Annotated in this window: 17 protein-coding genes and 1 pseudogene; 8 read left to right on the top strand and 10 right to left on the bottom strand. The window is 38.1% G+C overall.

What is annotated here, in order from left to right; all coding sequences use genetic code 11:
• Positions 1-487 (top strand): annotated as a pseudogene (locus ACFIJP_RS03485) (N-acetyltransferase); the annotation flags it as partial.
• A 1328-nt stretch (positions 488-1815) separates the two neighbouring features.
• Here ACFIJP_RS03485 and thiD read toward each other — a convergent pair.
• Entirely contained in the window at positions 1816-2670 is an 855-nt protein-coding gene (gene thiD, locus ACFIJP_RS03480; RefSeq protein ID WP_375625553.1) for a bifunctional hydroxymethylpyrimidine kinase/phosphomethylpyrimidine kinase, read from the bottom strand.
• A 129-nt stretch (positions 2671-2799) separates the two neighbouring features.
• Here thiD and ACFIJP_RS03475 point away from each other — a divergent pair, with 129 nt between their 5' ends.
• The 3 genes from ACFIJP_RS03475 (at position 2800) to ACFIJP_RS03465 (ending at position 6868) form a co-directional block, all read left to right on the top strand.
• Complete coding sequence (locus ACFIJP_RS03475) at positions 2800-3606, top strand: lysophospholipid acyltransferase family protein (RefSeq protein WP_375625552.1); 807 nt, start codon at positions 2800-2802, stop codon at positions 3604-3606.
• A 698-nt stretch (positions 3607-4304) separates the two neighbouring features.
• Positions 4305-5396: a D-alanyl-D-alanine carboxypeptidase family protein gene (locus ACFIJP_RS03470; RefSeq protein WP_375625551.1), complete on the top strand. Its 1092-nt coding sequence runs from the start codon at positions 4305-4307 to the stop codon at positions 5394-5396.
• A 410-nt stretch (positions 5397-5806) separates the two neighbouring features.
• Positions 5807-6868 carry a CobW family GTP-binding protein gene (locus ACFIJP_RS03465; RefSeq protein WP_375625550.1) on the top strand — a complete coding sequence of 354 codons (1062 nt, stop codon included), beginning with the start codon at positions 5807-5809 and terminating at the stop codon, positions 6866-6868.
• Between the two features lie 1553 nt (positions 6869-8421).
• Here the strand turns inward: ACFIJP_RS03465 and ACFIJP_RS03460 are convergent.
• From ACFIJP_RS03460 to ACFIJP_RS03450, 3 genes are all read right to left on the bottom strand, one after another.
• Positions 8422-9171: a L,D-transpeptidase family protein gene (locus tag ACFIJP_RS03460; RefSeq protein WP_375625549.1), complete on the bottom strand. Its 750-nt coding sequence runs from the start codon at positions 9169-9171 to the stop codon at positions 8422-8424.
• A 38-nt stretch (positions 9172-9209) separates the two neighbouring features.
• On the bottom strand, positions 9210-10166 hold the full coding sequence (locus ACFIJP_RS03455; protein WP_375625548.1) for an acetyl-CoA carboxylase carboxyltransferase subunit alpha: 957 nt from the start codon (positions 10164-10166) through the stop codon (positions 9210-9212).
• Positions 10167-10257: 91 nt separating this feature from the next.
• On the bottom strand, positions 10258-11184 hold the full coding sequence (locus ACFIJP_RS03450) for a site-specific tyrosine recombinase XerD (protein ID WP_375625547.1): 927 nt from the start codon (positions 11182-11184) through the stop codon (positions 10258-10260).
• A 260-nt stretch (positions 11185-11444) separates the two neighbouring features.
• Between ACFIJP_RS03450 and ACFIJP_RS03445 the strand changes: the two genes are divergently transcribed.
• From ACFIJP_RS03445 to ACFIJP_RS03430, 4 genes are all read left to right on the top strand, one after another.
• Complete coding sequence (locus ACFIJP_RS03445) at positions 11445-12077, top strand: shikimate kinase (protein WP_375625560.1); 633 nt, start codon at positions 11445-11447, stop codon at positions 12075-12077.
• Positions 12052-13185, top strand: a complete 1134-nt coding sequence (gene aroB, locus ACFIJP_RS03440) for a 3-dehydroquinate synthase (RefSeq protein WP_375625546.1) — start codon at positions 12052-12054, stop codon at positions 13183-13185. Before ACFIJP_RS03445 ends, aroB begins: the two co-directional genes overlap by 26 nt.
• A gap of 417 nt (positions 13186-13602) precedes the next feature.
• Entirely contained in the window at positions 13603-13998 is a 396-nt protein-coding gene (locus ACFIJP_RS03435; RefSeq protein WP_375625545.1) for an MliC family protein, read from the top strand.
• Between the two features lie 17 nt (positions 13999-14015).
• Positions 14016-14408, top strand: a complete 393-nt coding sequence (locus ACFIJP_RS03430; protein ID WP_375625544.1) for an MliC family protein — start codon at positions 14016-14018, stop codon at positions 14406-14408.
• 16 nt (positions 14409-14424) lie between these two features.
• On the opposite strand, the gene mnhG is transcribed toward ACFIJP_RS03430, so the two are convergent.
• Genes mnhG through ACFIJP_RS03400 form a run of 6 tightly spaced genes read right to left on the bottom strand, consistent with a single transcriptional unit; the run spans position 14425 to position 20476 of the window.
• Positions 14425-14835 (bottom strand): monovalent cation/H(+) antiporter subunit G, encoded by a 411-nt coding sequence (gene mnhG / locus ACFIJP_RS03425; protein WP_375625543.1) that lies wholly within the window; start codon positions 14833-14835, stop codon positions 14425-14427.
• Positions 14832-15113, bottom strand: a complete 282-nt coding sequence (locus ACFIJP_RS03420) for a K+/H+ antiporter subunit F (protein ID WP_375625542.1) — start codon at positions 15111-15113, stop codon at positions 14832-14834. The genes mnhG and ACFIJP_RS03420 overlap by 4 nt, the downstream gene beginning before the upstream one ends.
• Positions 15110-15595 carry a Na+/H+ antiporter subunit E gene (locus tag ACFIJP_RS03415; protein ID WP_375625541.1) on the bottom strand — a complete coding sequence of 162 codons (486 nt, stop codon included), beginning with the start codon at positions 15593-15595 and terminating at the stop codon, positions 15110-15112. Before ACFIJP_RS03415 ends, ACFIJP_RS03420 begins: the two co-directional genes overlap by 4 nt.
• Entirely contained in the window at positions 15592-17214 is a 1623-nt protein-coding gene (locus tag ACFIJP_RS03410; RefSeq protein ID WP_375625559.1) for a monovalent cation/H+ antiporter subunit D, read from the bottom strand. The genes ACFIJP_RS03415 and ACFIJP_RS03410 overlap by 4 nt, the downstream gene beginning before the upstream one ends.
• Positions 17214-17555, bottom strand: coding sequence for a Na+/H+ antiporter subunit C (locus ACFIJP_RS03405; protein WP_015857096.1), 342 nt, complete (start codon positions 17553-17555; stop codon positions 17214-17216). Before ACFIJP_RS03405 ends, ACFIJP_RS03410 begins: the two co-directional genes overlap by 1 nt.
• On the bottom strand, positions 17555-20476 hold the full coding sequence (locus ACFIJP_RS03400) for a monovalent cation/H+ antiporter subunit A (protein ID WP_375625540.1): 2922 nt from the start codon (positions 20474-20476) through the stop codon (positions 17555-17557). Before ACFIJP_RS03400 ends, ACFIJP_RS03405 begins: the two co-directional genes overlap by 1 nt.
• Between the last annotated feature and the right edge of the window lie 65 nt (positions 20477-20541).

Genomic DNA, 20541 nt, shown 5'->3' with positions numbered 1-20541 from the left:
TGACTTATCGTTAGAGAATAATTTTTGTTCAAAGGTACGTTTTTTACCAAAATTATGCCCTAAAATGAAGGTTGTTGATTTTCCAAATGGAGTATCTTCTGTTAACTCAACATTTGCTTCAGACACATTCAATATTGTTTCTGCTAAAAATTTACAAGAAACTATACCTGTAGACCAAGAAAAACCTATAATTGATTTCTTTAATGCACAAAAACTGCCTTTAGCTTGGTGGGTTGGACCGCATTCGTCTCATTATAAAGTTGATGAAGTTCTCTTATCTATGGGCTTAGAGCATATTGAAACAGAGGTAGGAATGGCCGCTTTAGCACAAAATATAGACTCACATGTTACTTCTATGCCGGATAACTTCAAAATCAAGGAAGTTGAATCACTTCAAGATTTTAGAAATTATGGAAATGTTATGGCATCAGTATTCGAGCCTTTTGATGAAGAAGCGGTTATATTTTATGAAACAATAGGCCGTTAATAAACCTCTTTCTTGAACAAATTCTTATCCAGAATAATCTTCAACACAAAATAAATCAATAATTTGATTTATAAAGATAATTTATCTTTATTCATATTGAGCAAGCGTCTCAAATATCATAGGATTATCTCATTTCAAATCTCTATATATTAAATCACTCACAATCATCTGCTCACGCATAACAGGTAAAATTGACGTATCGATAAAATTCACTTGAAGAAAGGAATTAAAGTTCTTCTTATGAATGCTCTAAAATACCAAAGCTTATCGCAACATTGAGAGCTAAAAATAATATAGGGGCTCCCCCCTTTCACCTTAAAAACGTAAAAATGAGAAGCATAATAGCTTTATACACTTCATAGAGGCTTTAGAACATTCACGGACGTTATTATAAATGGATGTGACACACCTTGAGAGAAATCTCTTTAAAATAAACATGTAAATTAACAATATAAGTACATTCTACTTGAAGCATACTATTTTACATGAAGAACATAACTTCAATAAACGTAAAATAAGGTGTTGGACAGTCATAGCGCACAATAAAATCAGATCAGTTTAAATACTTAATGATGAAATCCGTTAAATGACAGAATAAAAATTCAAGTTTGAAAAGATTAAACCACATGCTACGGATCTATTGAAACTCTGATTGAGCGATCAACTACCTTCTCGCTAAAACTTAATCACTATAAATATAAAAACCTTAAAACCCGCTCTAAATCCGTGAAAGTTTCTAGATCTTGCTGTATTAAATGTTGAAACTCCTCACGGCTGCTCATCTGAAATGTCAGCAATTTCATAAAGCAGTTCCATAAAAAGAGGATAATGAGGTTGTAATATCCGAAAAAATTCACCACATCACCTGAAAGATCATTGATAATTCCATCAGGACGTATCAATTACCATTTAGAAAACCCTACCCATGCCGACAAAAACTCTGTAAATGTTAGATATATTCAATAATTTTGATAACGACTTTGGCTCATCCTGTTTTGCCACCAATATAAGAAACAGAAAATATAGTGGGATCAGCCAGCTTCAATATCCCCTTGTAAAAGATCTTTCCTTCTATCCTTTTTGCTATCAAATTCTGATTTTACAATTCCTAGCTCTCTTTTTTATACTCAAAATTGCCTCTGAAACAGGATACATTAATCGTAAAAAATATATAAAAGAGACGCATTATAACATTTTTTCTCATCGGTCTTAATACAAAATAACTGTTAACATACAATGCGCTAATACTTATCAGTCATACGTCCAAAACAGCATATAATTACGAAACAAATTCATAAAGTGAAGATTTTTCACAATCAATTGTTGTATTAATCTTTCCATAATGCATAAAAATGATGAAGCGGCCCTCGCCCTTTCCCCACTTTTAAAGCATTTGAAGCAGTTAAAGCGCCATGCAAATAATCTTTTGCTTGTTTAACAGCGCAATCCAGAGGTTGGGTAGGTAACAGAGCTGCAATAGCGGCAGAAATGGTACACCCTGTCCCGTGATCATGAGTGGCTGAAAGGCGAGAAGCTCCAAGCATAACAAGGTTTTCACGATCACAATAAAGATCTGGACTAGAACAATCGTAATTTTCTGTACTATTCTTGGTAAATGTATTCAAATGTCCCCCTTTTAACAGAACTGCATGGCACCCTAGCGCCAAAAGTCGTGGAGCATATTGATACATAGTCTCTAAAGACCATTGCACTTCACCTCCCAATAACAGTGCAGCTTCAGGCAAATTTGGCGTGATCAAAGTTGACATCGGCACAAGAACATCACGCATAATTTCAATTGCATCAGATTTTAAAAGAACATCACCACTTTTTGCAACCATAACCGGATCAAAAACAATGAACCGCGCTTTATGATAAGCAAGACGTTGTGCAATAACCTGTGCAATCTGAGCATTTGCAACCATACCAATTTTAACGGCATCAACATGGATATCCTCAAAAACAGAATCAATTTGATCTGCAACAAAAGAAGCATCTAATGTCTGAAAAGAACGCACACCCTGAGTATTTTGTGCAACAACAGCTGTAACCACACTCATACCATAAGTTTTCATAGCTGAAAAAACCTTCAAATCCGCCTGCATTCCAGCGCCACCAGAAGGATCTGTTCCCGCAATAGATAAAATCCGTGGAATAAAAAGTTTATCTTTTTGTAATTCCATCAACCTCTTTCCTTCTGTTTTTAAATATCGGAAAATAAGTTACCGAAAAAATAGATGTTTGAAAAAACATAAAGAAGATGTTTTCTCATGTGAGTTATATTATATATGAAGTCTTCTTATAGATATAAAATGGAAAATGTAGTGCTTATCCTTCGTTCTATTCTTTTTACGTTCGCTTTTTATACAACAACTCTCATACAAATGATTCTTTACGCTCCCGTTTATTTTTTAATGCCCCGCAAAAAGGCATGGATTGTCCCTAAAACATGGGCGCGCATTACACTCTTTTTGCAAAAATACATCGCAGGCACAAGTTATGAGATTGAAGGTTTAGAAAATCTTCCCAAAGGGGCCTATATCATTGCTCCAAAGCATCAATCGGCTTGGGAAACTTTCAGTCTTGTTCCCTATTTAGATGATCCCACTCTCATTTTAAAACGTGAATTGATGTGGATTCCATTGTTTGGCTGGTATATGGCAAAAACACAAATTATCCCCATTAACCGTACAACGCCCATCAAAGCCTTAAAAATGGTTATACAAAAAGCAAAAGAGAAAGTAAAACAAGGGCGCCAAATCTTGATTTTTCCGGAAGGAACACGCCGACAACCCGGTCAAGAACCAGATTATAAGTCAGGAATTGTCGCGCTCTATAATGAACTAGGACTTCAAGTTGTCCCTATTGCACACAATGCGGGTTTATACTGGCCACGCAATAATTTTCGACGCTATCCCGGAACAATTCGTGTCCGTATTCTTCCCCCGATAGAGGCTGGTTTAAGCAAACGTGATTTTCTAGATCAACTTGTCCAAAAAACTGAAAAAGCGTGTGATGAACTGCTTCTCCTAGCAGCTCAAGATCCTACCCCTCCCCCTATGCCACCATACGCTGTTCAGAAGCTTCAAAAACTAAATCATCATGAAACAATGCACTAATTGGTCAGAATAACGTATCACTTTGTATATTGAACGCAGCATATGGAAAAAAATAAGAAAGATACTTCAAACTTTCTAATTCAAAATTATAAAACACATGTACATTACAAGAAATGATCAATGTGTAAATTTTTTTTGAGAAAGAATTCTTCCTCTCTTTAAAATCATTAAAAAACATACATCACATTGATCTACAATGATCTTTTATAGCCATTCAACTTGAATGAGAACCCTGAATACCGTAAGATTCTCTCATTTCAAATCTATTCCATTTTGAATCAATTAAAACCATTTGCTTGCACATTACAAGCGAGGATGCCTCGTGTGAATAAAATGATATAAGAAAAGATTAAAATTCTTTTTACGAACCGTCTCAATCTCAAGTGCCAAGGGCTGTCCTAACAGGAGGACAAGAAAAATTTATGATTATGCCGATTTGTTTCTTCCTGAGAAACATAAATACCCCCAAATATCGGAAATCTTGTACAATCTTCATTATTTAAAAAGTATTTCTTGAAATACTGTAAGTCATCAAACCAGATTCAAGGGGAAAATAAAAATGAGTATTGGTTTTTATCTCCGAGACACAACGGATACAGCAATTAACCATCTTTCCTTCCTAACCTAGACTTAAAAGCTTTGTGTGCTACATTAAAACAATTCTAAATAACGAATAAGAGGGAACTCGATTTAAATTAATGCAACGTCTCTTCTATAATTTATTTTTTTCTGTGATTTTGAGTTTATTCAGCGCTGTTGCTCTAGCGCAGCCTTTTATTTCTGTTGATGTTACAACGGGGCATATCTTAAAACATAATCAAGCTTTTGAGCGTTGGTATCCTGCTTCCTTGACAAAATTAATGACCGCTTATGTTATTTTTCGTGCCATGAGCCGAGGGGAAATTTCACCAAACAAACATATCACCATCAGCGAATACGCCGCAAAAGCTCCCTCATATCGTTCAGGCTATAAAGCTGGTTCTGTACTCACACTTGATACAGCCTTAAGTATCACCATGGTTAAATCTACCAATGATTTAGCCATTGCCATGAGTGAAGCTGTTTCAGGTTCACAGAAAGATTTTGTACGTAAAATGAATAGCGAAGCTAAACGTTTAGGCATGTTTGGAACGCATTTTGCGAACGCAAGTGGTTTACCAGACCCTCAAAACTACTCCACGGCGCGCGATATTGCTCTTTTAGCCGTTCAAATACGTCGAGAATTTCCACAATATGCTCATTATTTTTCTATTCCAGCCATTGATTTTGGTAATAATCGAAAAATCCAGCATAACTCAAACAACCTCATTGGCCGTTTTTATGGAATAGACGGAATGAAAACAGGCTTTATTTGTGCCTCCGGTTTTAATCTTGTTGCCTCAGCCACCCGCAATAAACGTACAATTATTGCTGTCATTCTAGGTGCTAACAACATAAGTGAAAGAGAAGAAAAAGCTGCACAACTTCTTGAAACAGGATTTTTGCACCAAGGAAGACCGCAATTAACACTAGCAACATTAAAACCTTATGGGAGAAACATAACACAAGCCAACAATATGAGACAACAAACATGCACACCTGAAGCCATAAAAATGCATGCAAATTCATATGATGATCAAGGAAATATTATTCTCACTTCTCCTTTTATCACTGCTCCACCTTCTTTTTCTCATCCTTTATCAGTACACCTCATTCGTATGCCACAAACACCTAAAATAACAGTAAAGCCTCTAAGAAAACCTCATAGTTCGTATAAAAGACGCACAAATCATTCTATAAAAAAGCCATAAATCATAATCTACGATTAATTATAACACCTTGATTTATAATGATAATTAATTATTTTCACCTCATGTCATAACCACAAATATTGTAAGATTCTCTCATTTCAAATCTGTATTTGTTGAATCAATAAAAAACAGTCTCTTGCACATCACAAGGTGGATGAACATGTAGATAAAATAATTAAAATAAGGAATAAAAATTCCTCCTATAAGTCCTTTCAAGAACCAAGAATTATCATAACATTGACGCTAAAAAAGTGTATGATATACCATGTGCACTTAACCTTATAAGCGTAAAGATAGTGGTACAATGGATTCATAGGAGATTGACCATTATATCCCTCTTGGATACCATTATAAATTGATTAGACGTACTAAGATATGTTTTTTAAACAAAACCACGGTTGATGATTAATATGAAAATAAAGCGCATCCCTCTCACGCTTATTACTGGTTTTTTAGGCTCTGGCAAAACAACTTTGCTCAACCGTATGCTACAAGACCCGCTCTTAACAGAATGTGCTGTTATTATCAATGAATTCGGCGAAATCAGCATTGATCACCTTCTGGTTGAAAAAACGACAGAAGGAATTATTGAGCTTGCCAATGGTTGCTTATGCTGCAATTTACGCAGTGATCTCATCGATACATTAATTGATTTAATAAATAGCGTTCAGACAGGACAGATCAAACAACTCCATCATATTATCATTGAAACCACAGGGATGGCTGATCCCGCCCCTATTTTACAAATACTTTTAAGCCACCCGTTGTTTATTCAAACATTGTCTATAAATGCTGTTCTTGCAACATTTGATACATTAAGCACACTTTCCATATGTGAGCGCTACCCTGAAATATATAAACAATTAATATTTGCTGATAAAATTATTCTCACCAAAACAGACCTTATAGCCCAACAAACACCTTCAGATACGCTCCTTAACACACTTAAAACGATTAATCCTACAGCACAAATCATTGACGCCCATTCTGAAGATTTCTGTTCAAAGCTATTAATAAATAACACATTATGGGATAAAAAAGTAGAAAATACAAAACTTAAACAAAATCTTACGACTACCCCACATGATCATACCCCCCATAAAACCATTCGTACCTTTTCACTCAACTGTGAGGGTCCTGTTGATTACGCCACAATTGAAGCTTTTTTAGATATCCTACAAGAGCGTTATGGTACAAAACTATTACGTATTAAAGCAATTATCGCATTGCATGATAACCCTCATCGCCCACTTGTATTACATGGCGTACAAACATTTTTTCATCCTCCCATAAGATTGCCAGCATGGCCAAAAGGAATAAAACAAACACGTTTTGTCATCATTGCCGATGGTGTTGAAAAAGAAGCAATACAAAAACTCCTTAATGCTTTTTTTAATAAACCAGCAATAGATACTGCAGACAAAACAGCTCTCTTAGAAAATCCTCTAGTCATTCCAGGAATAAAATTTTAATTTTTTCTCCCCTTCAATGATATAACATTAAATTCATTGGTACCACCATCTTTATGCTTTTAAAGGAACAAACCGGCATCATCACACACTTTGCTAATCCCCAATATCGAACAACTCTTGGCACTTTAAATGGTTCATAAAAAGCGTTTTAGTCTTTTCTTGCACAGTTTTACCCCCGCGGCTATCCCCGTTTGTAATACGCAAGCAAATGGTTTTAATTGATTCAACATGGAACAGCTTTTAAATGTGAGAATCTTACGGTATCCAAGATTCTAATTCAAGTTGAATAACGCTAAAATCATTATAAATCAATACGTTATAAATTTACAAACATTCCTATTCAAGTTTATTCACATAATGGAATAAAAAAATAAGAGAATACACATTTTTAACAATGCTTGCTACACAATAATGACTCCCATAAAATTATTCGTACCTTTTCACTGGACAGCAAAATTCCCATAGACTACCACAATTAAAATTTTTAGCTCTCTTACAAAACCGCATGACGCAAAATGACCACGTAGTAAAACACTCCAGCGATATTACCCTTATCTGTAAAATAGTCGCCCTCACACAAAATAGAACATCATTGTATCGCGAACTCACGCTTTCGTTAAAAAAACCGTCTCTCAATACGCATCATCCCTATTTCAAAACGCTACCCACAAATAATATAATACAAAATTCTCCATAAAATGTATCAGCCCCATTCTTCATCTTTACTCCATAAATATGCAAGCTGGTAGCCTCATGCTCTTGCCAGTTGAAAATGCTTTGGAAAACCTTGGTACTTTAGAGTACTCATGAGAAATATCTGTACTCCTTTCTTTAAGGGTTTTATTCACATGCCAATTCAATTTTATGACGTGCAAAAAATGGTTTCGATTAATTCATCATAAACAGATTTTAAGATAAAAGAATCTGATGATATTGAGTCCCTCAACTCAAATTGCAAAATGATAAATTATTATAAATCAAATTGTTATGATGAAAAATTTAATATCCATCAATCTGTAATCAGATTGTTTTCTCTCTAAATGCGCTTCATCTGCAAACCACTTCATGTGATTCATTTCACAAACCGATTGGACAAATTCTTGGTTCTAAAATATTCTGCTCAACTCTATATTTACTCCAGTTAATTGAAATCAAAATCCCTGTTAAGGCAAAAAACCAAAATCAGACAAAGGCAATATCGCATTTTAAAATATGTGAATGTATCTTATATAACAGCATGATAAGACAATATTTTACAGCATGAAAGAATAAAACTCTTTGAAAGAAATAAAAAGAGAGGTACATTTTATGTTAACTTACTCTTCACTAAAAACGAAGATTGGCACCAGTACCGATGTGCAAACAATCCAACTTCTTTGAGAAAATTCCTCTTGGTTTCCCACTTCATCTGATTTACTTGCATAAGGCTCTATGAAAAAACTCTGCACTTTAAAAGATTGACTACCCACTTAGACACCTTATGCGTAAAGTTTTTGCATATCCTGTATCGCCATTTATAAGTAATAGTACGGTGCAGCAGGATACAATAACACTCACTGTATTAGAGAAACTGAAGTTTTATCAATGTCGCGATTAAAAACGTAACGTTTTCCATAAACTTCAACAGTTGGAGGCTGACGATTTTTTTCAAAAAAATCATAACCTTTCTTAAGCATAACCCAGAATTGATAATGAGGATCACTGCTATGACGTAACATATTATCCTCGGTCATGCGGAAAGGAAAAGCCTGCAACTGAAACTCTCTTTGTCCTCCTTTAAAAGCATCCCGTGCAAACGCATAAATCTGAGCCATGTTCTTATCACTCATAGAATAACAACCTGCGGAAAAGCAAGAACCATGCACCATAAGATTGCTTCCTGTACGACCATTTTCCTGATCATAAAGGTTAGGAAATCCTATATTAAAAGAAAGATAATATTTTGAATAAGGATTCATTTGGTTTGCGCTAATAGTGTAAAACCCCTCTGGTGTCTGAAAATCTCCTTCTTTATATTTAGGTCCAAGCTTACCAGACCATTTGCAAATGCCATAGCGAGCAACCAAGATAAAAGGCCCTGAACGAGATTGCTTCCAAACTTCAGCAAGATTTTCTTCCTTGAAAAATCGCATTACAATTGGTGCATAAGGATCAATATCGTATAAAGCCATTCTATTCTGGATTTCTTGTGGCAACGGCTGCTCAACTTTGGCACGAATAGAAGCTGGCAATCTTCCCCCACATGCCGTCAATATTCCCATTAAAAACAACACACACACAGCGAGGAATCTTCTAAATGTCATCGAATAAAACTCCAATCAATCCCCTCACAAAAAATAACCTATGTTAGAGATCGACCAATTTGAAGGTATTTTTCCCTTCGCTCTTGTTTAAGAGCTTCACCATCTTTTCCAGCCATAGCTTTTAACGCCTCTGAAATAACATCACCCGTTGCATCAATGACAATCTCTTTGCCACGATGCGCCCCCCCTAAAGGTTCCGAAATAATGCCATCAATAATCTTTAAGCGATACAAGTCTTGAGCGGTAATACGCATATTCATTGCAGCATCTTTTGCACGAGCTGGATCACGCCATAAGATAGAAGCTGCTCCTTCTGGTGAAATAACAGAGTAAATCGCGTGCTCCAACATATAAACTTTGTTGGCTGCAGCAATTGCTATCGCCCCTCCAGAACCGCCTTCTCCAATAACAACGGAAACCACAGGGACTTTCAAACGCAAAGTTGCAGCTGTTGATTGAGCGATTGCTTCCGCTTGCCCACGTTCTTCAGCGCTTACCCCAGGATAAGCACCTGCTGTATCAATAAAAGTGAGGAGTGGCAAACCAAAGCGGTCAGCCATTTCCATAATACGTACAGCTTTACGATATCCTTCTGGGCGTGCAGAACCAAAATTATAGCGCAAACGTGTTTGTGTATCGTGACCTTTCTCTTGACCGATATAAGCAACTGCTTCTCCCCTAAAACGTGCAAACCCAGCTTGAATAGCCTCATCTTCAGCAAACTTGCGATCTCCTGCCAAAGGTGTAACATCACTCAATAGGCGTTTAGAATAGTCCATAAAATGGGGACGATCAGGATGACGAGCCACTTGTGTTTTTTGCCACGGCGATAATTTTTTATAAATATCGCGCAACGCTGTTTGAGATCGCGCTTCAAGACGAACAATCTCATCGCTCATATCAAGACTGCCTTTTTCCTGAGAAATTTTTTTTAATTCAAGAATTTTCCCATCAAGATCAGCAACTGGTTTTTCAAAATCAAGATAATTATACATTTGTACCAACTCATTCAGTGTCACTTATACACTTATAATTTGCTTTATAAAGTCTTTTTCAAAAACATCACCTTATTCTTTAACGAGCCTTTTACTCATCGGCAAGTGGATGATGCTCATTAACTAAACGATAAAGTCCCTCTTCCAACACATGGGTATAAATCTGAGTGGTAGCAATATCAGAGTGACCTAACAAATGTTGAACTGCACGCAAATCGGCACCATTTTGCAAAAGATGACTAGCAAAAGCATGGCGCAACACATGGGGAGAAAAGTGTTTACTTTCTATTCCTGCTCTTCTAGCGAGATTTTTCAACTCCCGCGCAACAACTTGACGAGCAATATATCCTGTCTCGGAATTCGCAGGAAAAAGATAAGGACTTGCGACATCCTTTCCCTGATCACGTAAATTTAACCACTGCAAAAGAACTTGATATGCTTTTTTTGATAACAGCACCATTCGTTCTTTTTTGCCCTTACCACGAACCAAAATGCTGTATGCTTTCCCCCGAACAGCCTGCACAGGCAAACTCACCAATTCACTAATACGCAATCCTGTTGCATAAAGCATTTCACTCAATAGCTGAAGACGCAATGCACGCAGATAATCCTTAGACCCATAATCTGCTTGATTGACTTCTAACTGTGCTAAATCAAGCAATTTTATCACTGCATCTTCACTCATGATTTTGGGCAAAGGGCGCCCCTGACGAGGTGCATCAATATCATGAGAGGGATCATCTGCTCTCAACCCTTCAGCATAAAGGAATTGATAAAACTGACGCAAAGTCGATAAACGGCGTGCTTGTGACGATGCCGCAAAACCAAAAGTATGCATAAGCGACAAAAGGGCAATTAAATCTTCTTTTTGTGCTGAAAAAAGCGAAACAGAGTGTGAAGACAATTCGTCTTGTGCCCACTGCAAATCATGCTGATAAGCCGCAAGCGTATGAGGTGAAGCTCCTCTCTCCGCGCTCATCATCTCAAGAAAATGATCTATCACAGCACCACTTTTCATTTCATTGATTCGCTTCCGTAGAAAGATTCCATGAATCCAAGGGAACATCGATGTACATATCCACAGTTACTGGTTCAACCCAAACCACAAGAGCACCCATTATAATGAAAAGAACAGAAAGCAAAATGAAAAGAATCATCAAAAATCTGGTCAATGTTGGCATAAGATAATAACCTACCCAAAAATATTCTATCTCGTATTATGCCTCACAAAGATTAACAGGAATTGACTTTAAGATGGATAAATGCCGAAATAAAGTTATGAAAAGCAATCGACCAAAACGCGTCCCTATAACACAAATAAAGAATCAGCTCTTATCGTCCCTTGATAAAAAAGCACTTGTCCTTGTTGGTCTTATGGGAGCAGGCAAATCAGTGATCGGAAAACGCGTCGCCACCATGCTCCGTTTACCCTTTTATGATTCTGACCAAGAAATTGAAAAAGCTGCGCAAATGACAATCACTGAACTCTTTGAAATTTATGGTGAATCAGAATTTCGTGCTCTTGAACAGCGTGTTATTCTAAACCTCATGAAAAAAAGTCCCCTTGTTTTAGCAACAGGTGGTGGTGCCTACATAAACGAAAATATCCGAAAAACCATTCATCAAAATGGTATATCCATATGGCTAAAAGTCGATCTTGATATCCTCATGCAACGTGTCTCAAAGCACCCAACACGCCCCCTGCTTCAAACAGCCAATCCTAAAGAAACCATGCAAAAACTCATGGAACAGCGTTATCCTATCTATGCAAAGGCAAACTTAACAATTAACAGTCATAAAGAAAGCCGTCATACCGTAGCACAAAATGTTATACGATCTGTACAGCACTACCTATACACAGAAATTAACAATAGGGAAAATCAGCATGCAAACAAAGACCGTCACTGTTAAACTGGACAAACACTGTTATGATATCATCATTGGTCCGAGTCTGATTGCCCAAGCTGCTTCACAGATTAAACATGCTCTTAACAAAAAAGATCCTCATCCAACGCGCTTGGCACTTGTTACAGATACAAATGTTGCTTCCCTTCATTTGGAGATATTACAAGCAGAGTTAACAAAAAATAAAATTCATACTGTCCCTATTATTGTAGAAGCGGGAGAACAATCAAAATCATTTTCAACCCTGCAAGTTGTCATCGATCAAATTCTTGCTGCGCGTTTAGAAAGAGGCGACTGTGTTATTGCTTTTGGCGGTGGTGTCATTGGCGATCTAGCAGGATTTGCGGCAAGTATAATCCGCCGTGGTATGAACTTCATTCAAATGCCCACAACGCTTCTTGCACAAATTGATTCCTCCGTTGGTGGAAAAACTGGAATCAATAGCCAATATGGTAAAAATCTTATTGGTACTTTTTATCAACCGCAATGCGTTATTGCTGACACATGTCTTCTTGATACCCTACCACCGCGCGAATTTCGTGCTGGTTACGCAGAAATGGTCAAATATGGACTCATTAACCAGCCTAATTTCTTTGAATGGCTTGAAAAAAATGGACAAGAAGTCTTTTCTAATGGCCCTATGCGAACAGAAGCCATTGTCCGCTCATGCCAATTTAAAACCGCCATTGTAGCACGTGACGAACAAGAAACAGGAGAGCGCGCGCTCTTAAATCTCGGCCATACATTTGGACACATGCTTGAAACAGCAACGGCTTATGAATCAAAGCGTTTAATTCACGGTGAAGCTGTAGCAATTGGAATGATTCTAGCGCATCAATTTTCTGCTCAACTAAATTTGATAAACCCCACACTTACACAACGCATTGAAGCACACTTCAAATCTATAGGTTTGCCTACACAATTAAAGGATATCCCAGGGAAGTTACCAGATGCTGAAAGTTTAATAACTCTCATTGCCCAAGATAAAAAAGTTTCGCAAAACAATTTGACCTTCATCTTAACACGCGGACTTGGTCAATCATTTATTGCAAAAAATGTCTCTCCGGAAGCAGTTTTGACTTTTCTGGAACAAAAATTAGCAGAAATTCGTTAATTTATATTGAATATAATTGATTCGTTTTTATACTTCTATTAAAGGAATAAGTATGATGATGTCTGCGTAGCTCAGTAGGATAGAGCACAGGATTCCTAAAGAAATTGGGCATTTTGAGGAGAAATCCTCAAAGTGAATCTGCTCAAATTCGGGGAAAGCTTCATGGGAGACTATATGCCAATCCCGAGCCAAGTCTCTCTTCAAATGAGAGAAAGGTGTAGAGACTGAACGGGCAGCACCTAAAGAGCAAAAGCTTCAAGGTGAAGAGACAGTCCAGACCACAAACAGCCGTGAAAAGCTGGCGGTGAAAATCGAAGTGGTATGAATCCTGGGGTCGCAGGTTCGAATCCTGCCGTAGGCACCATCGTATCAATCAAATTATTCTTTGTGCGCAATATAGGAATATAGGGAAGCATCATGAAAAAAACTTTACATATTTTAGGATTTTTCACCGCTTTAAGTTTATCAATCTTCAGCTCAAACAATAGCTTAGCTGGTTCTTTTATCATTGAGGTACCAGACAATCCAGAGCCAAAAACAGAGACCATTACCTACCAGTGTGATACTGAAACAGGTAAAGAGCGCGTTGAGGCAGTCTATCTTAATGCTGACAATATTTCGTTGGTTGATTTCAAATGGAACGGTGATCGTGTCATTGCTGCTAATGTCATCGCGGCGACAGGAGCAAAATTTGCAGGAGCTCAGTATATCTGGTGGGAGAAGAACAAAGAAGTCATGCTTTATGACCTTTCTCAGGATCCAGAAGAAAAAAAACCTATCCTCTGTAAAGATGAGTCAACATTATTATTTTAAATAACACGGGAAATATTATGAAAAAAATTTCTTTTACTAAACAATTTTTCATTACTTTAAGTGTGTTCCTCCTAGGTTCAATTAATGCATTAGCAAGTTCTTTAGTCATTGAAGTACCAGATGATCCAGAACCAACAACAGAGACCGTCTCCTATCAATGCGATATGAGAACAAGCAAAGAGCATGTTGAGGCAACTTATCATAATGCTGGCAATATTGCGCTTGTTGATTTAAAATGGAACGGTAAGCGCATCATTGGTTCTAATGTAATTGCCGCTTCTGGAGGAAAATATGTAGGTGGTCAATACATTTGGTGGATAACTAAAAATGAAGCCATATTTTACGATCTTATTGATGATCCAAAAGAAGAAAAGCCCATCCACTGTGTAGAAGAAAAAAGCATAGAATAAGGAAGGTTCTTACATTTCAAGAACCGCGCTGGCTCTCATCGCTTGATGTTCCTTCTGACGTGGGTAACTTTTCCTCCGTCTGGTTTAATAAAAGAGCCAGCGGTTTTTCTGACTGTTCTTCTGAATGATGTCGATAAGCTGCTGTATGTGAGAGCAACATAGAAGCTACCGGTGCTGTTAAAAACAAAAAAAACATCAGCAACACTTCATGAAAAACAAAATAATGGTCCACAAATATTGAATAAAGAAATGAAGAAATAAGAATGCTACCAACGCCCCAACTCGTACATACTGAAAGCATATGCAAACGCTGATAAAAACTGGAAAAACGCAACAAACCTATCGTTGCGATCAGTGTCAATCCAGACCCTAATATTAAGAAAACCGTGATAGCAATAGCCACCACAAGCGATACGTCATCTTTCATTCAATAATCTCCCCCCGCATAAGAAACTTCGCTAAAGCGATGCTTGATACACACCCCAACAACCCAATAATGAGAGCAGCAACAAAATAAATGGTTGTTCCTGAACGGATATCGAATGTAAGAAACAAAAGAACAGTGGTTATATAAAGAGCATCCAAACCAACAATTCTATCCTGTGCCCGTGGACCACGAATCAACCGAAACAATGCGAAGATCACCGCCAAACTTAAAAAAAACTGTGAAAAGAAAAGCCCCCAATAAAGGATCACCATACTCATAAGAAAATCTCCAAAAGTAATTGCTCATACCGTTGTTTTATCAATCGTTGATAATTATATCCTTTTTTTAAATTTAAGACATGGAGCAAAAGCTCACCCTTTTTACTATTATAGGCAACCCAAGCCGTTCCAGGAGTTGCCGAAAGGATGCACGCTAAAATAGCCAAAGCAGTGCGATTATGAAGCAGAAGAGGCACTACAATAAAGCCAGATCGCTGTTTTCGAGACCTTTTTGTTAAAACAAACCAAGCGACCGAGATATTTGAGGATATAGAATCTATTAAGACTCGAAAAATAAGACGAAAAACCGCACTCCAACTTTTAATAGCAACCTTCTCCGGTTCAAGGAGCCGTATCATCCAACCACAAAACAAAGCGGTTATAATGGCTAAAAGCAATTGCCCTAAACTAAAACCATTTAAAATAAGCCACATAAGGACAATGACACCACTGAAAAAAAGAGAAGGACAAAAACGATTCATTTATTCATCTCCCTCTTTTCGAGAGAAAAATCCGTTAAAACGCTCCCAATATAATTCTGAGGTTCATACAAAGTCTTAGCAGTTTCAGACATATAATGACTAACAGGACCGGCTACAATTGTTATAAGAAAACACAAAGCAAGAAGAACAGCAATAGGTGCAAATTCTATCACCTGCACACGGGGAACGCGACCTTCAAGAGAAACCCAAAAAGTTCGAATCCCCGTTCGTGTCAGTGCAATCAAAGCTGCAAAACCAGAGAGGGTAACAAAAACCACAAAAAGCCAATCGTGATAAACCGGAAGAGAGGCAAAAAAATCCTCTCTACTATGGTTTAAAACTGCCATGAACATCATAAGTTTAGCAACAAAACCAGAAAAAGGTGGCAATCCAATAATCAAAATGGCACAAATACCAAAACAAGCCCCAAGAATTGCCAAGGTTACAGGGAAATATGTGCCAACTTCATCTTCTTCCTCCTCTTCATCATCACCATAAACCTCCATTGTGACAGCCAGAACATTAGCAGCCACATCTTGACAGCGTTCAACCAACTCTACCAAAAGAAAAAAAGCTCCCAGTGCTAAAGTTGAAGAAACAATATAAAAAAGAGCACCTGCTGTCAGTGCTGCATTGCCGATCCCTATTGCTGCCAACAATGTACCAGAAGAGACAAGAACACTATAAGCTACCAAACGCACTAAAACTTGACTCGCCAATACCCCAATAAAACCAAAAATCATAGTGGCCAACCCACCATAAAACAAAACGGTATGACCAAAATGGTTAAAATATTCACTTTCAGGACCAAACCACAGCAGCGTTAAACGTAAAATAATATAAATACCCACCTTGCTCAAAAGCGCAAAAGAAGCTCCAACAGGCGCTACTGCTGCACTATAAGTTGGCACCAACCAAAAATTAAGCGGCCACATACCAGCCTTAAGCAAAAAAGCAATACCTAGAAGTGCAACACCTATTTCGAACAAAACAATATCTGTAGAAGATATATATTTTATTTTAACAGCCAAATCGGCCATATTAAGAGTACCAGCGACTCCATAAATGAGTGCTGTACCAACTAAAAAAAGTAATGAAGCAACAAGATTAACCACGACATAATGCAACCCTGCGCGTACGCGTGCCTGACTAGAACCATGCAAAGCAAGCCCATAGGAAGCCGTTAACATAACTTCAAAAAATACAAATAAATTAAATAAATCACCGGTCAAAAAAGCGCCATTTATCCCCACCATAAAAAATTGCATCAGTGACTGAAAATGAGAACCCGCTTTGTACCAATAAGCCCGCGCAAAAACCAGTACGCTAGTCACCAACAAGCTTGAAAGTAAAAGCATCATGGCGCTTAAACGATCAAGGACCAAAACAATTCCGAAGGAAGAGGGCCAATTGCCAAGCCGATAAACATCACAAGCCGGCGCTATTTCAAGAGTACGTATAATTAATAAAACAGCAATAACGACCGACAATCCCGCCGAAAAAAGACTAATCAATGATTTAAATTTCGAACGCCGTTCATCATAGAAAAGTAGAGCAGCTCCAGTGATTAACGGCAAAAGAATAGGCAAAATAAGGAGATGATGCGCCCCTACTTCCATCACTGCACCTCACGTCCATCAACGTGATCTGAACCCGTTAAACCGCGTGAAACCAAGAGAATAACTAAAAATAAAGCTGTCGTTGCAAAACCAATCACAATTGCAGTTAAAACCAAGGCTTGAGGGAGAGGATCGACATAATTAGCTGGATTAATAACAGTAGTAGGATCAACAATTGGCGCGGCATTACTACGCGGTCTACTCATTGAAAACATAAAAAGATTGACACCATAGGAAATCAAAGACAAACCAAGAATGACTTGAAAAGTGCGTGGACGTAAAATAAGCCAAATTCCTGATCCAACAAGAATACCAATACCTAAAGAAAGAACAATTTCCATTAATTTTCCTTCTCTCTCAAAACAGGTTTCTTACCGATTCGGTAACTCCGAATTGACTGGTGTGCAAGCGCAATTAAAATGAGGACAGTTGCTCCTAACACAAGGGAAAGAACACCAAAATCAAACAAAAAAGCAGATGCTATGGGAACTTTTCCAATTAACGGAAAATGAATATATCGAAAAAAGGATGTTAAAAAAGGATATCCCAAAAACCAAGAGCCAATCCCCGTTACGACTGACAACAATAAGCCAAAGCCCATCCAACGCAAAGGTAAAACTCTCAAATGCGTTTCCACCCACCGAATATCGCGTGCAAGATATTGTAAAATAAACCCTATCGCCAAAGTAATACCACCGACGAATCCACCTCCTGGCAGATCATGCCCTCGCATGAATAAATAAACAGCAAAAGCGATAATAATCGGAAAGAGCCAACCCATGATAACAGCAGGAACAGCTAAATAATTCAATACTGTATCTCCCACATTTCGATTAGGCTGTGCCATATCAAAGGCTTTCTGGACACGTTGCTGAAAAGGTGCATCAATACTTTCAGGGGCAGGACGAAACCGTCGTAAAAGGGCAAAAACAGTGAGTGATACAACACCCAAAACGACAACTTCTCCCATAGTATCAAAACCACGGAAATCAACCAACAACACATTCACAACATTGCGACCACCAGCATCAGAGTAAGCCTTGGTGAGAAAAAAATCAGAAATCGTCGTACTTTGAGGACGTGTCATCACTGCAAAAGAGAGCCATGCTACACCAGCACCTCCCACAAGGGCTATGATAAAATCACGGATACGACGCAAGCGCACAAAAAAACGAACAGGCGTTGGAGTAGGATTATGTAAGCGTTTAGGCAACCACCGCAAACCAAGCAATAATAAGACGACTGTAACAACCTCAATAACTAATTGTGTTATTGCTAAATCAGGAGCAGAAAGCCATAAAAAGGTTGCACAAGTCATCAAACCGGCTCCCCCCGATAACATGAGTGACGCAAGACGATGAAACTTTGCTTGCCAAGCAACTAAAAGCGCACATAATCCGCCAACTAACCAAAGAGCGAGAAAAGGAATATCAACTGGAAAAAGCGGTAACGACCCCGCTGAAATGAAACCATCACACCAAAGTAAAAAACCAACAAATGCAAAACACACCCAAAAAATCCAGTGCAACTGTATCTGCAAACGGCGTGTTGACAAAATAGATTCCACCGCACGTGCCCATTTCCAAGAAATAATCACGAGAATGCGTTCAAAAATACGCGGTCCATTCAAGTGACGAAAAAAAGGCGCCCCATCATCACAGGATAAAAAATAACGATGCCCGACAGCATAAAGCAATCCGCCTCCTAATAGCGCAACAAAACTCATCACTAATGGAGTATTAAGCCCATGCCAAACAGCTAAACTATAAGGGATTGTCATTGGTCCTAAAACAGACACGACCGCGTTATCTAAAATAGGTCCTATTGTTAAATTAGGAAAAATACCAACTGCTAAACAAATAAACACCAAAAGCTCCATTGGTAAACGCATGAAATGCGGTGGTTCATGGGGAGTTTTGGATAAATTGACAGGTTTTGGTCCTAAAAAAACACCATGAATAAAGCGTATAGAATAGGTTACACTAAACAAACTAGCCAGTGTTGCTACATAAGGTGCAATCCAGTCGAGCCATGATTCCATATGCGTTTCAACAGCTTCAGCAAAAAACATCTCTTTCGATAAAAAACCATTCAACAAAGGAACTCCAGCCATCGCTGCACTTGCAACTAGAGCGAGAGTTGCTGTAACAGGCATAGAGCGATAAAGCCCTGACAATTTACGCATATCACGTGTTCCTGTCTCGTGATCAATAATACCAGCAGCCATAAATAAAGAAGCTTTAAAAGTAGCATGGTTAGCCATATGGAAGATCGCTGCAACACATGCAAGTGGACTACCAAGGCTTAAAAGCGTGGTAATCAATCCAAGATGACTAATAGTTGAGTAAGCAAGCAGTCCTTTCAAGTCTTGCTGAAACATGGAAAAATAGGCACCAAGCAGCAATGTAGAGATTCCTGAAAAGCCAACCAGCCAAAACCAAGATTCTGTCCCAGAAAGCACAGGCCATAAACGCACAAGCAAAAACAATCCCGCCTTTACCATTGTTGCTGAATGCAAATAAGCCGATACGGGGGTTGGAGCAGCCATCGCATTGGGCAGCCAAAAATGAAAGGGAAACTGCGCACTTTTTGTTAATCCCCCCAATAAAATACAAATAAGGACAGGACTATAAAGAGAACTTGACCGGATCATATCTCCAGACTGCAGCACCTTATCCAAATCAAAACTGCCAACAATATACCCAATCAATAAAACCCCAATAAAAAGGGCAAAACCACCAAAACCTGTGATTGTTAGAGCCATACGTGCACCCTCACGCGCACTTGCATTATGGTACCAATAGCCGATCAACAAAAAAGAAAAAATACTAGTGAGTTCCCAAAAAATAACCAAAAATACGAGATTGCCTGATAAGACTATTCCCGTCATTGATCCCATAAAGGCCAAAAAAAAGGAAAAAAAACGCGGTACAGAATCTGCTGGATCCATGTAATAACGTGAATAAATGACAACAAGCAGCCCAATTCCTGTAATGAGCAAGCAAAAAAGCCACGACAAACCGTCTATACGGAGAATCAAATCGCTCCCCCATTCTGGAAGCCAAGAAATATCTAAACGCACTACGTGGTTTCCGCTAACTTCCGGATAAAGCATTATTGTAAAAATAAGACAGAAAAGTGCAACAATCCCAGCAAACCACGCTTCATTATTTTTTGCTGTCGAACGAAAAAAGCCAATGATAGCACTTCCACCAAAGGGAAGCAAAACGAGCAATACCAACATTGCTTCCCGTGTTGTCATTCTTTCAACTCCATCCTGTCCTTAATATTTTGTCATCGACAAAACAAAAACTTATATTCTCACCC

Origin of the sequence: Bartonella sp. MU37NMGALS, from assembly GCF_042194015.1 — a bacterium.
In the GTDB taxonomy this organism is placed as follows: Bacteria; Pseudomonadota; Alphaproteobacteria; order Rhizobiales; family Rhizobiaceae; genus Bartonella; species Bartonella grahamii.
This window is presented reverse-complemented; position numbering and strand designations above follow the sequence as displayed.